This window comes from Alicyclobacillus sp. ALC3 (genome assembly GCF_028751195.1).
In the GTDB taxonomy this organism is placed as follows: Bacteria; Bacillota; Bacilli; order Alicyclobacillales; family Alicyclobacillaceae; genus Alicyclobacillus_L.
This window is the reverse complement of sequence record NZ_CP066784.1, coordinates 3,642,380-3,655,253: the sequence shown is the minus strand read 5'-3', so window position 1 is coordinate 3,655,253 and position 12,874 is coordinate 3,642,380. Positions and strand designations below refer to the sequence as shown.

At 59.7% G+C, this 12,874-nt stretch carries 10 protein-coding genes and 1 pseudogene; 2 read left to right on the top strand and 9 right to left on the bottom strand.

Translation table 11 applies throughout. The annotated features are described in order from the left end of the window. Window positions 1-1,020: 1,020 nt before the first annotated feature. Window positions 1,021-2,673, bottom strand: a complete 1,653-nt coding sequence (gene aspD, locus JC200_RS16770) for an aspartate 4-decarboxylase (RefSeq protein WP_274432834.1) — start codon at window positions 2,671-2,673, stop codon at window positions 1,021-1,023. Between the two features lie 124 nt (window positions 2,674-2,797). Between aspD and JC200_RS16765 the strand changes: the two genes are divergently transcribed. Beyond that, entirely contained in the window at window positions 2,798-4,036 is a 1,239-nt protein-coding gene (locus JC200_RS16765) for an MFS transporter (protein WP_274432833.1), read from the top strand. 43 nt (window positions 4,037-4,079) lie between these two features. Here JC200_RS16765 and kynB read toward each other — a convergent pair whose 3' ends face one another. From kynB to JC200_RS16725, 8 genes and pseudogenes are all read right to left on the bottom strand, one after another. Beyond that, a complete protein-coding gene (gene kynB, locus JC200_RS16760; RefSeq protein WP_274432832.1) occupies window positions 4,080-4,712 on the bottom strand; it encodes an arylformamidase in 633 nt (210 codons plus the stop codon). Beyond that, window positions 4,709-5,986 carry a kynureninase gene (gene kynU / locus JC200_RS16755; protein ID WP_274432831.1) on the bottom strand — a complete coding sequence of 426 codons (1,278 nt, stop codon included), beginning with the start codon at window positions 5,984-5,986 and terminating at the stop codon, window positions 4,709-4,711. The genes kynB and kynU overlap by 4 nt, the downstream gene beginning before the upstream one ends. Before the next feature lie 58 nt (window positions 5,987-6,044). After that, window positions 6,045-6,809 (bottom strand): SdpI family protein, encoded by a 765-nt coding sequence (locus JC200_RS16750; RefSeq protein WP_274432830.1) that lies wholly within the window; start codon window positions 6,807-6,809, stop codon window positions 6,045-6,047. Beyond that, a complete protein-coding gene (locus JC200_RS16745; protein WP_274432829.1) occupies window positions 6,778-7,101 on the bottom strand; it encodes an autorepressor SdpR family transcription factor in 324 nt (107 codons plus the stop codon). The genes JC200_RS16750 and JC200_RS16745 overlap by 32 nt, the downstream gene beginning before the upstream one ends. 596 nt (window positions 7,102-7,697) lie before the next feature. Further along, window positions 7,698-8,897: an MFS transporter gene (locus JC200_RS16740; protein ID WP_274432828.1), complete on the bottom strand. Its 1,200-nt coding sequence runs from the start codon at window positions 8,895-8,897 to the stop codon at window positions 7,698-7,700. A gap of 14 nt (window positions 8,898-8,911) precedes the next feature. Next, window positions 8,912-9,763: pseudogene (kynA, locus tag JC200_RS16735) on the bottom strand (tryptophan 2,3-dioxygenase). 2 nt (window positions 9,764-9,765) lie between these two features. Continuing rightward, window positions 9,766-10,200 (bottom strand): PaaI family thioesterase, encoded by a 435-nt coding sequence (locus tag JC200_RS16730; RefSeq protein ID WP_274432827.1) that lies wholly within the window; start codon window positions 10,198-10,200, stop codon window positions 9,766-9,768. 88 nt (window positions 10,201-10,288) lie between these two features. Continuing rightward, window positions 10,289-11,992, bottom strand: coding sequence for an MFS transporter (locus JC200_RS16725; protein ID WP_274432826.1), 1,704 nt, complete (start codon window positions 11,990-11,992; stop codon window positions 10,289-10,291). Window positions 11,993-12,331: 339 nt separating this feature from the next. Between JC200_RS16725 and JC200_RS16720 the strand changes: the two genes are divergently transcribed. Then, window positions 12,332-12,655 carry a hypothetical protein gene (locus tag JC200_RS16720; RefSeq protein WP_274432825.1) on the top strand — a complete coding sequence of 108 codons (324 nt, stop codon included), beginning with the start codon at window positions 12,332-12,334 and terminating at the stop codon, window positions 12,653-12,655. The last annotated feature ends 219 nt before the right edge of the window (window positions 12,656-12,874 follow it).

Here is a 12,874-nt window from a genome sequence, read left to right as displayed (position 1 = left end):
TTCATTTCGGGGGAGGGATTTCAGGATCGAGACCGACACATAGCTGGCGGCGAGGCTCGGCTGTGTGATCGAAATCGACACATAGCTGGCGGCGAGGCTCGGCTGTGTGATCGAAATCGACACATAGCTGGCGGCGAGGCTCGGCTATGTGATCGAAATCGACACATAGCTGGCGGCGAGGCTCGGCTATGTGATCGAAATCGACACATAGCGGCGCGTCAGGCTCGGCTATGTGATCGAAATCGACACATAGCTAGCGGCGAGGCTCGGCTGTGTGATCGAAATCGACACATAGCTGGCGGCGAGGCTCGGCTGTGTGATCGAAATCGACACATAGCTGGCGGCAAGGCTCGGCTATGTGATCGAAACCGACACATGGCGGGCGGCAGGACTCGGCTATGTGATCGAAATCGACACATGGCGGGCGGCAGGACTCGGCTATGTGATCGAAACCGACACATAGCCGGCGGTAGGACTCGGCTATGTGATCGAAATCGACACATAGGTGGCGGCAAGGCTCGGCTATGTGATCGAAATCGACACATGGCGGGCGGCAGGACTCGGCTATGTGATCGAAACCGACACATAGCCGGCGGTAAGGCTCGGCTATGTGATCGAAATCGACACATAGCGGCGCGCAAGGCTCGGCTATGTGATCGAAACCGACACATAGCTGGTGCGACCGCTCGGCTATGTGATCGAAATCGACACATAGCGGCGCGCAAGGCTCGGCTATGTGATCGAAACCGACACATAGCTGGCGGTAGGACTCGGCTATGTGATCGAAACCGACACATAGCCGGCAGCGAGGCTCGGCTATGTGATCGAAATCGACACATGGCGGGCGGCAGGACTCGGCTATGTGATCGAAATCGACACATAGCGGCGCGCAAGGCTCGGCTATGTGATCGAAACCGACACATAGCCGGCGGTAGGACTCGGCTATGTGATCGAGATCGACACATAGCGGGCGGCAAGGTTCAGCCAGCCTCCCAGCAGCGCTGCCGCGCCGTGGCACTGTTACTTGCTCCCCTGCCACTCCGAGACGTACTTCTTAAGCGAATTGTGCAACTCCTGTCCGATGCGCGTGTAGGCGTCGTCGGCGAGATTCGCGAGTGACACCCGAATCGACCAAGTCGGTCCGTGGAAGCCGCCGCCGTTCAGGAGCACGATCGAAGACGTTTCCGCGAGGCGAAACAGGATGTCAACCGGTTCGTAGTGGTCCTGAAGGTACTCCGTGAACGCCTCACCGTAATGCCGATTCGACCACTCGGCCAAGTCAAACTCCGTGTAGTAGTCCGCACAGTACGACAGCGCTGGCTCAGGAAGTTCCAGTCCTTCGTACAAGAGCCGCATGCGCCGCCGGCAGATCGCCTGCGTCTGCTGCTTGTACACATCCTCGCGGTCGAGCAGCGCGAACGCGGAGAAGAGGGTCATTTGCACTTGCTGCGGCGTCGACAGGCCCGCCGTGTGGTTGAGCGCCACCTGCCGACTGTCAGCGACCAAGCGGTCGATAAACTTCAACTGCTCCGGGTGCCTGGTGAGCGAACTGTAGCGCCTGTTCAGTTCATCACGCTGCTCTTTTGGCAAATGCGCCAGGCGGTCGTCAAAGACGTTGTCTTCTGCCACCGCGATCACGCCAAGTCGCCATCCAGTTACGCCAAAGTATTTGGAAAACGAGTACACCCCAATGGTGTTGTACGGGATGTCTGCGATAAGTGAACGAAAATCATCGACGAATGTGGAGTAGACGTCGTCCGTGATCACCATCAGTTGAGGATTGTCACGGTGAACGATATCCGTCAAACGCTGCCTGCTCTCGGGGCTTAGAGCCACAGACGGCGGGTTGCTCGGGTTGACAAGAAAGAGTGCGCGAATCGAGGAGTCGCGCAGTTTATCCAACTCTTCGTCCGGGTACTGCCACGTATGCTCCCCTTGTGCGTCGAGGCCAGATGCCTTAATCTCGACAACGTCAAAGGCGTAGCGGTCGAGTTCCGGGATCTCGACGTACGGCGGAAAGACGGGAACCATGATGGCGATTTTGTCGCCGCGCCCGAGCAACCCATTCGCCTGAAACGTGTCGAAGATGTAGCACATCGCCGCCGTGGCGCCTTCCACCGCAAACAGCTGAAACCGACCAGACTTCGCCTCGCACTCGCCAGCGCACAGTTCCTGCATGACGTAGTCGTGCACAATTCGTTCGGCGTGCACCAGCATCCGGTCAGGCGTCGGGTAGTTGTCGCCGATGATTCCGTCGACCAGTTCATGGACCCACTCATCCGGATCAAATCCACACTGGTCAATCCCGTAGTCGACAATGCGCTGTAAAAGTGCCGCACCTTCGCCAACGTGGCCGCCCTCGCCATGCCGCTGCGTATAACTGCGAAGTCGGTCTGCGACACCCTTCGTCGCAGGTTTGCCACCGAGGTCTCCGTCCGACCACACAAGGTGACTCTCGTCGAGAGCAAACTGACCGAGGACGAAGAATGCTTCGCGAGGAGTGGTCGCGATCCAATTCGGATTCCCTCGCCCCGCGTCAAGCAGCACCCGTGCGCTCTTTCGATCGCGTCGGTGCGCGAGGTCAAGCAACTCATTCTTCAACTCAAACGGGCTGATGGCCTCAAAGGAGCGCTCCATCACCCGCCGTCTGTCGAGCGTCATATCGGTACTCATCTGTGAGCCCCCCTATCGCGCTCATTGTGCGCACACGCGCCACACGGTATGCGTGTCACAGTTCACTTTCTGCTAGACTGTGCATAGATTCGGCTCATCTGAAATTATCAGCTGGAGGTTCGGCATGTCGACTTCACCATTTCCCGCCCCCGGGCGTCCACGCGCGTGGAATCGCGCGTCGTTTCTAATTCTGTTGCTGTTTCTCGTCTCCATGAACCTCCGACCTGCCATTACGTCGCTCTCACCGGTGCTGGACACAGTGTCAAGCCACCTCGGTATGAACGGCCTCGTCACGAGTTGGTTGACGTCTATCCCCGTGCTGTGCATGGGCATCTTCGCGCCGCTCGCCGCACTCGCAGGCTCGCGTTTTGGCGTCGAACGCACCCTGACCGCCTGTATTGTGCTGATCGGCGGGGCCATCGGCCTGCGTGCCTTTACGAATACAGCCTGGTCGCTGCTTGGCACAGCGTTCCTCGCTGGCGTCGGCATGGCGGTCGCGGGCCCACTTGTCTCCGCCTTCATCAAGCGCTACTTCGAAAGCCGTGCGGCTGCCATGGTCGGCGTGTACACAGTCGGGATGGGCATTGGTTCTGCGCTTTGTGCTGGCCTCGTGGTCCCTGTCATGCGCGGTTTCAACGGTTCCTGGCGCGCGGCTCTTGCAGTGTGGGTCGTATACGCCGTGATCGCTTTAGTTTTTTGGATCCCGACCGTCCACCGTCACGCTCCAGCCCTAGAAACCAATGTTACGCCTGTGCGGCTTCGCGAACTGCCTTGGCGCGTTCCGCGTGTCTGGCTGTTGATGCTCGTCTTCGGGCTGCAGTCCGGGCTCTACTACGCGATTAGCACGTGGCTCGCGCCGTTGGTTCACGAAAACGGCTCAACACTTGCGGTCTCCGGCGCTGTGTTGACGGTGTACTCCGTTGTCCAACTGGTGGCGAATTTGCTGACTCCCATCCTGGTCCACAGGACGGGTCGCCCGGACCGCTGGCTCTTGGTCAACGCCCTCGTGTTGCTCGCAGGCCTGGTGCTGCTCAACTTCTTCTCCACGGTCTTGACACCATGGGTCGGGGCAGTTTTTATCGGACTTGGCATCGGCGGTCTATTCCCACTCACACTTCTCCTCCCGTTCACGGAGGCGGACTCGCCACAGCGCGTGAACGATTGGACGTCGGCGATGTTGTTTGGCGGCTATATCTTCAGCAGCCTCATCCCCATGCTTGTCGGTTACATCAAGGACGTACTCGGCAGTTACCAACACGCGTTTATCGCGCTGATTGTGCTCTGTGTCGTCCTCGGCGGCACGACGTTTGCTTTGCGTCCGCGCGCGCGTTCGACAGGGGAGCGCATGAAGGCCCCATCGTGAGTGTCTCGATGACAGTCGCTCCTGCATGACACTCGCGATGGCTCTACAGTGGCCGCAACACGGCGCGCACCGGGCTGCCGTCGGCATCGGCAAGCGCAAGTGGCAGCGCGATGAACTCGTAGTCACCGGGCGCAACGTCGTCAAGCACCAGTCCTTCGACAATCGCGATGCCCTCCTCCGTCAGCGCGTGATGCGTCGGCAGCGGCTTGCTGTCGAGGACATCGACGGACGGTAAGTCGACGCCAAACAAACGGACGCCAAGCGCAGCGAGAAACGGCCCAAGAGCGGGATGTAGCGGTGGGATGTGCTCCGGGAACTTGGCTCTGTCCCGCCAGGCGTCGGTGCGCACCAACAACCGCGTTACCCCTGTGAGGTCGAACGCCGAGAGCGCGTCCGGTCCAAGTACACCGTCTTCGCCGAGCGGAAGGTGCACCACGCGCGCCGGCCCGATGAAGGCGGTAAGGTCAAGGTCAGCTGCACGAAGCCCAGCGTCGTCGAAGTGAAACGGGGCATCGACATGCGTCCCGGTATGAATGCTCATCGTGACGCGCCCGACGTTGACGGACCCACTGTCGGCCTTCGTCCAGGCAAGTTCATAGGAAAACGGCGTGTCTCCAGGCCACGTGGCAACACCCCTCGTCAGGCGCTGTGAGACGTCAATCCACTCCTTACTCAAGCGATCACGTCCCGTTCATTCGCAAACTGCTCGTACATCTTCTCCGCCATCACGCGCTTCAGCCTCTGGACAGCCTCGAACACGTCGGTGAAACTGGTGTAGAGGGCAATCGGTGCAAGTCGAACAATGTCCGGCGACCGGAAGTCCGGCACCACTCCAACCGCCTTCAGGGCCTTGCAGATGCGGGCTGCGTCGGTGTGCACGAGCGCTACATGGCCGCCGCGCGCGCCGTCGTGCTGCGGGTTGGCGATGGTGAAGTCGGCGTTCGGGATCTCCTGCTCAATCAACTCCATCAGGAACCGTGTGAGCTTGAGCGACTTCTCCCTAACCTGTTCGATCCCGGCCGCTTCAAACATCTCGAGCGACCCGATGATGGGGGCGGCACTGAGGACGTGCGGCGTGCCCAGTTGATAGGCGCCGACATGCGCCGCCTTGCGCAAGGTGTGTTCCATGTCAAACTGCACGGCCTTGTCCGAACCGAACCAGCCTGCGAGGCCCGGCACGAGGTCAAAGTGGCGGCGATTGACGTAGAGCCCAGCGACCGCTCCCGGTCCGCCATTGAGGTACTTGTAGTCGCACCAAAACGCGAAATCGACGTCCCAAGCCGACAGCTCGTGCGGCAGTGCGCCGACCGAGTGACAAAGGTCAAACCCAATCGGGATGCCGCGCTCGTGCGCGGCCTTCGTCAACCGCGGCAAGTCGAGCCACTGGCCGCTGCGGTACAGCACCGATGGCAACAGAACAAGCGCCACATCCTCCGTCATGGCAGCAATCAGGTCGTCTTCATCAAGCGTCCGGCCGTCACCGCTGTGGACGCGGACGAGGTCCTCATCCGCGTCGTAACCGTGCAGCCGCAACTGACTTTGCAGGGCGTAGATGTCGGTTGGAAAGTCGAGCTCATCGGCGACAATTTTGGCCCGTCCAGGCGTCGGCTGATAGAATGTCGAAACGAGTTGGTGCAGATTCACCGTAGTCGACCCTGTCACCACCACCTCATCCGGCCGAGCTCCAACAAGTGCCGCCATCTTTGCACCAAGGCGCTCGGACAGGTCAAACCACGGGTACTCGCCCTGGCTCCAGCCGTCGATCCCGTATCGCTTCCAGCTCTCAAGCAGCGCCAGCGTCGTCTGCTCTGCGCGCTTCGACAACAGGCCAAGCGAATTGCCATCGAGGTAGACGACGCCTTCCTGCAAGTAGAACTCCTCGCGAAACGACTTGAGCGGGTCTGCGGCATCGAGTTCCCTCGCGTGACGAAGTGTGTACTGCTGCTGCATGAGGCACCTCCGGACTGGTTTGAGTTTGTGTGCGTCTATCGTACCGCACGGTTCGCCATTAGGGCGACTGCGCGTAGAAGTAGGATGCCACAACCGTAACGCTGGCCCACAACACAACCGGTCCCGCGACGGCCAGGACCAGCAACGGCGACGGCGGAAGAACCCAGGACAGGGCGATGATGACGATCGCGGTCGGGATGCCAAGGTACCCTCCGAACCGATGTGTCCGCACCCATACCGCATCGCTCGACAGTGTCCACGGTGTGCGGACGCCGACCCACCAGTTGGGTTGGAGACGGGGCAGGACATTCGTGATGGCCAGAAACATCAGTCCGACAAAGGTCGGCGCGAAGCGCATGGTCTGGGATGCGAGAATCCCGAGCGCGCGCCCGAGCACCCACAAGTAGACGAGCCCGATGAAGACGACAACCGCACCTCCAATAAAGCGGTAGGTCCCCCAAAAGCGATCGTAGTTGCGCCGCTTCGGGTCAATGCGCCAAAACACTTGCCAAAGCAGCATGATGGCGAGGATAAGCGCTGGCTCGTACGCCACCACGAAGTCCCGCGGCGTCGAGAACCCGGCATGGTGCCCGTTCAGACGAACCTTCGGTACATGGACTGGCAGAAAGAAAAACGCGACGACGCCACACGCCACCATGAGACCCCACGCCAGCCAACCCCACCACGGAATGGCGTTACCCTTCTTCACGGCCGTGCTCGTGTCCGGCGTTACGGGCGCTTCCGTGTCCGGCTTCGCGGTCGTTTTCGTGTCAGGCTTCGCGGGCGATTCCTTAGCCGTCTTCACGGTCGCTTTCGAGTTCATTTTCATCCTCATCCTCATCTTCATGACCGTCTCCCCCTCCGAAATGCTCCATGACCCATGCCAACCACTCCTGCAGGACTGTGGTGTTGAGGCGGTACATGATAAACGTTCCGTCCCGCTCATCGACTACCAAGTTCGCGTTTTTGAGAACGCTTAGGTGCCGACTAATGGTGGGCTGTGCGTGCGGAAAGCGACTGGCGATGTCCCCCGCTGTCATCGGCCCGTTCTTCAACAACTCGAGCACTTTGCGCCGCGTGCCATCCGACATCGCCTTGAAGACGCTCTCGTTCACTCCGGTCACCTGCCCTCCGCATATTTCACTTTGGTTTCATCATATAGCTAAATAGCTAAATATGAAACAATGACGTGTGCCCAGGCGAGAACTCCCGGGGGCGTGCGGCGATGTGATCGAAAGGATCACATAGATGCGCGCCCGTGGCCGCTATGTGTCAAAAAGGATCACTTAGCCGCGCGTCCCCGGCGGCTATGTGCCTGAAAGGATCACATAGCCGCGCGTCCGTGGCCGCTATGTGCCAAAAAGGATCACATAGATGCGCGAACCGGCCGGCTATGTGCCTGAAAGGATCACATAGCCTCGCGACAGCGGCGGCTATGTGCCTGAAAGGATCACTTAGCAGCGCGATCCCGGCCGCTAAGTGTCAAAAAGGATCACATAGCCTCGCGACAGCGGCGGCTATGTTCCAAAAAGGATCACTTAGCTGCGCGATGCCGCCGCCTATGTGTCAAAAAGGATCACTGAGCAGCGCGAACCGGCCGGCTATGTGCCTGAAAGGATCACTTAGCAGCGCGATCCTGCCGGCTATGTGCCTGACAGGCCCGCACCGCGCCAGCGCCACCGCACGCCGCCCCGGGAAACACAAGTGGCGCTTAGCTTGGCGTCGAAACAGGATGCTCGTGCTCGCGCGAGGGCACCGCACGCTTCGCCGTCGCTGCGATTTGGACCACTACCATAACGACGATGATCGCGATCATGGCGAACATAGCCGAGGCAAAACTGTGGGTGCCGTCGTAAATCCAGCCCAAGACGACGGGGCCTAAGGCGCTCATCACATAGCCGACTGACTGTGCTTTGGCGGACCATGCCGCAGCCTCGTGGTGGTGATTGGTCACGTCGATCGGCAGCAGAAGGTTCAAGGGAAACAGTCCGCCTGCTCCGATGCCAATCGTTGCGCACGCTAGGTACGGGTCGACGTGGGACACCAGTAACAGCAACCCGGCCAACTCCAACAGCGACTCAACCACCAGCCACAATCGGCGCGAAGGGTATCTCCTCAGTACAAGTGGCAGCACCAAACTGACCGGAATCTGAATCGCAACAAAGAGCGTCAGAGCATTTGCCGAATAGGACTTGGAGTAGCCCATTCCTTCAATGATTTGCGGCAGCCACGCTGTCAGCGAGTAGAACAAAAAGCCCATCAGACCGAAGGACAGCGTGATCAGCCAGGCCCGACCACTCCCCCAAGGCAACTTCACGCTCACCCCTGCTGGGTGTGCGGAAGCGGGATTCTTCATCAGAACCTGAACGAACAGCCACCACACGGCGGCCGCCACAAACGCAATCACCGCCCAAAATGCGAGTGAACCTTGCCACGAATGAAAGCCATGCTGCAAAGGGATGGACAGCCAAGTGCTCACTGCAGCGCCGAGGGTCAGGGCAACCGTGTAGACGGCGATCAGCGGGGGCACGTGGTTGGGGAAGTGTAGCTTGATAAAGCCTGGCAGCAGCGGGCCGATAAACGCGATGCCAGCACCGGCGACAAGAGCAGTCAACAGTAAAACATCCACCGAGTGAGTAAACAGGCGCAACACCGTGCCGACGCCAATCACGAGCAGCGAGATACCAACCACACGTTCCATACCCCACTTACCGCTTGCCTTCGCTGCAAGCGGTGAAAAGACCCCCATACACAGCACCGGGATGGACGTGAGCAAACTTGCAGTCGCTGCGGTCATGCCTAAGTCTGCGCTCATCGTCCCGAGCAGTGGAGCGACCGAGTTAATTGCAGGTCGCAGATTTAGTGAGGCAATAAACAAAGCGGTGACCAACAGAAAGACGTTCCTCTTCACCTATCGATACTCCCCTACAGCTCAGTTCGCAACTGCCACAGTTCCGGGAAAAAGCGGTGGTCGAGCACCTGTTTCAGATAGCCGACACCAGACGACCCACCCGTCCCCATGCGGTACCCGATGATGCGCTCCACCGTCTTCATGTGGTTGAACCGCCACTGTTACTGACGGTCTTCGATGTCCACCAACTTTTCCGCCAGCTCATACAAGTCCCAGTACTGGCCCACGTTGCGATACACCTCTAGCCACGCGGCCTGCACACTCGCATTCGCTTGATGCGGCTGTGACCAGTCACGTTCGAGGCAATTTGCATCAATGGCAAAGCCCCGCTTTGCGAGGACCGCAATCGCCACGTCGTAGATTGACGGCTGTGTCAGTGCTTGTTGCATCCGATTATGCAGATCCCGGTCGTGAGCGTACACGGGCAGCACCGAGGCGCGCTTGTAGCCGAGCGCAAACTCAATCAGGCGGTTTTGATACGACTGAAAGCCTGACGCGTGCCCGAGCAAGTCACGAAACTCCATGTACTCGGCTGGCGTCAGAGTCGACAGCACACCCCACGACTGAATCAGTTGCTCTTGAACACGCGCGACCCGCGCAAGCATTTTGAAGGCCGGTTCGAGGTTGTCAGCACGGATGGCAGCCGCAGCGGCGGCTAACTCGTGCAGGATGAGCTTCATCCACAACTCGCTCGCCTGATGAATGATGATGAAGAGCATCTCGTCGTGGTGGCCGGACTGACGCGTCTGGCTGTCCAAAATTCGGTCCAACTGCAGGTACGAGGTGTACGACAACTCCTCGCGAAAGTCCGTATGCACAGTCGACTCCACAGTGTACTCCAACGCCTCGCGACCTTCATCTGACATCCTCATCGCTCCTCCGGGTTGGAAAAAATCATCACAGAAGACACAGCGCTGACAGCCTTCTTCCCGTTTTGCGTCACGTCCGCCGTCAGGTAAGCCACCTGCCGCCCAAGTCGCTCGACTCGAGCTTCGACTTCAGCCACGCCGACAAACGCTGGTCGGTGGAACGTCGTATGTAAATCGATCGTGGAAAACGTCTGTCCCTCCCCGAGTTGGCTTGCGATGGCGTACGCCATCATCGTGTCCGTAGCGGCCGCCAGGTAGCCGCCCATGCAGACGCCGATGCCGTTGACGAATTTCTCGTCGATCGTCCACTCACCCCGGGCTACACCGTCAGCCGCGAAAGTCGGCTTCATTTGCAGGGTCACATCGCAGTTCGGCGGAATTCGACCAGATTCCACGACCTCCATAAGCCCTTTCGGTCCAAACAGTTCTGTCATCTTTACTATCACCTCTCGACGCCATCATCTCGAATGGTGTGCGGCGTGTCAACGAGCACAGGACAAGTGTGTCAAGCCGCGTTGTGGATCAAACTGCTTCTTGCGGCTGCCCCCGCAGCGACGACGCTACCATGCTGAGCAGCGTCGCTAGTAGCAACGCCAACACTGCATAGCGGTATCCCACCGTGAGCAGGTGTAAGTCGCGCGCGCTGAACGGCGCATTCATCCCCACGTAGACCGCGTCCTGCAGCCGCCGTGGGAGCATGGCTGTGACAATCGTCAGGCTGATGGCGGTGCTAAACACCTGGCCCATATTCTGCAGCATCGAGCGCAGTCCGTTTGCAAACCCGCGCCTGTCCGTGGGCACTGCGAGCATGATGGAGCGGGTGTTTGGCGTCAGAAAGACGCCAGATCCGAACCCGACCAACCCCATCCCGATTGCGTTGAGCGTAAACAACAAGTGCGGACGCAGCCCGAACACGAGCAGAATCAGTCCGATCGCGCTGAGCGCGAGGCCCGCGGTCGAGAGAATCCGCGCCGGTAGGCGGTTGCTGAGCGCGCCCGTCACAGGAGACGCCAGCAAGATCCCGATGGTCACCGGCAGCACAACCAGCCCAGCGCGAAACGCGCTGTCGTGCAGCACCGATTGCAGGTAGAGGCTGACCAAGAGTACCACCGAGATCCGCGAGAAAGAGTTCAGGAACGTCGCGATGTTCGCCATCGAGTACGCCTGGTCACGAAACACGCGGAAGTCGAACATTGGCGTCTGTGCGCGCCTCTCCACCCACCGGAGGAGAGGGATGAGCACAACAAAGGAGACAAACCCGCTGACGACGAGGGGACTGCCCCAACCGAGCGATGTCCCCTCAGACAATGCGATGATAAACCCGCTCGTGCCAATCAAGGTGATGACGGCGCCCCACCAGTCTAGCTTCGCGCCCGATCCGATGGAAGGCAACTCACGTAGAGCAAATATTCCCCAGACGACCCCGATTACACCAATCGGCACCCCCGCCCAGAACACCCACTCCCACCCCAGGTTAGACGCGAGGGCTCCGCCGACAACGGGACCGACGAGTTGCGCCGCCGAACTGATGAGGACATTCAGGCTGAGCCCGGTCCCTAGCTTGCTCTCTGAAAAAGCGTCGGTGATAAGTGCCGTGTTGTTAGTGATCACGAGTGCCCCACCTGCAGCTTGCAAAACCCGCAGGATGAGAAAGGTTCCGATATTGGGCGAAAACCCGACTGCGAAGCTCGCCAACGTAAAGATGGCCATACCCAAAAGGTACAGCTTGCGCCTCCCGAAGGAGTCGGAGAATTGGCCGAATACCAGAATCAGAACCGTGTTGACGAGCATGAAGGACAGCAAGATCCAGTTGCTGAGTGCCGCGCCGGTATGAAAATGCCGCGCAATCGCTGGCAGCGCCACGTTCATGGAGCCGACGTTGACCATGACAAGCAGCACACCAAGTGCGGTGACCGACAACACCAACCAGGGGTTAACGGAGCGACTATCCCCACCCGTCCGGCCGACCGTGTAGTGTTCGGACTCATGCTGATGGTGGTCGGGCCGGCGGTCGGATTTATGCTCGGGGGCGTGGTGGTGGTCGGGGTGTTCGGATTCATGCCGGCGGTCGTGACTCGGCTGACGGTGGTCGGGCTGGCAGTCGTGACTCGGCTGGCAGTCGTGACTCGGCTGGCAGTCGTGACTCGGCTGGCGGTGGTCGGGCTGGTGTTCGGACTGCGACGCAGGGACGTGACCCGTCGCCTCCGATTTCTGAGATGAAGACACTTCGTTCCACCCTCCGCCTATTATTTTCTCGAAATATGATCATAACACAGCGGGCAAACGTCGCGGAATTCGATAGATTAGTGGGCATTGAGGGCCTGCCTGTCGCCGAGACTGTTACGCGACAGTGCCGTAGTCTACGAGGGGGACTAGGGGCCACCTGGTCGGCGGCATTGATGGGAAAATAGCCGTTTGCGGCTATTTTGATCATAATTTGTGCTCCGCAGGAGCATGAGGCATTTTGGCGTTGCGGGGCCATTTGCGCCACATTGGCGGGATTGTCCAACGTGATCTCGCCGCGGGCGCGGGCGCGGCACATAGCCGCCGCGGGCGCGCCTCTATGTGATCCTTTCGATCACATCCCCGCCGGGATTGCGCGGCTATGTGATCCTTTCGATCACATCCCCGCCGCGGGCGCGCCTCTATGTGATCCTTTCGATCACATCCCCGCCGGGATCGCGCGGCTATGTGATCCTTTCGATCACATCGCCGCCGGGATTGCGCCTCTATGTGATCCTTTCGATCACATCCCCGCCGGGATCGCGCCTCTATGTGATCCTTTCGATCACATCCCCGCCGGGATTGCGCCTCTATGTGATCCTTTCGATCACATCCCCGCCGGGATCGCGCCTCTATGTGATCCTTTCGATCACATCCCGGCCGTGATCGCGCGGCTATGTGATCCTTTCGATCACATCCCCGCCGCGGGCGCGCCCCTATGTGATCCTTTCGATCACATCCCCGCCGCGGGCGCGCTGCTATGTGATCCTTTCGATCACATCCCCGCCGCGGGCGCGCGGCTATGTGATCCTTTCGATCACATCCCCGCCGCGGGCGCGCCTCTATGTGATCCTTTCGATCACATAGACGGCCCCGGGCGGCTGG

Coding starts and splice junctions, on each gene's coding strand:
- aspD (WP_274432834.1), bottom strand. CDS start 2,673: ATGAGTACCGATATGACGCTCGACAGACGGCGGGTGATGGAGCGCTCC.
- JC200_RS16765 (WP_274432833.1), top strand. CDS start 2,798: ATGTCGACTTCACCATTTCCCGCCCCCGGGCGTCCACGCGCGTGGAAT.
- JC200_RS16750 (WP_274432830.1), bottom strand. CDS start 6,809: ATGAACTCGAAAGCGACCGTGAAGACGGCTAAGGAATCGCCCGCGAAG.
- kynU (WP_274432831.1), bottom strand. CDS start 5,986: ATGCAGCAGCAGTACACACTTCGTCACGCGAGGGAACTCGATGCCGCA.
- JC200_RS16730 (WP_274432827.1), bottom strand. CDS start 10,200: ATGACAGAACTGTTTGGACCGAAAGGGCTTATGGAGGTCGTGGAATCT.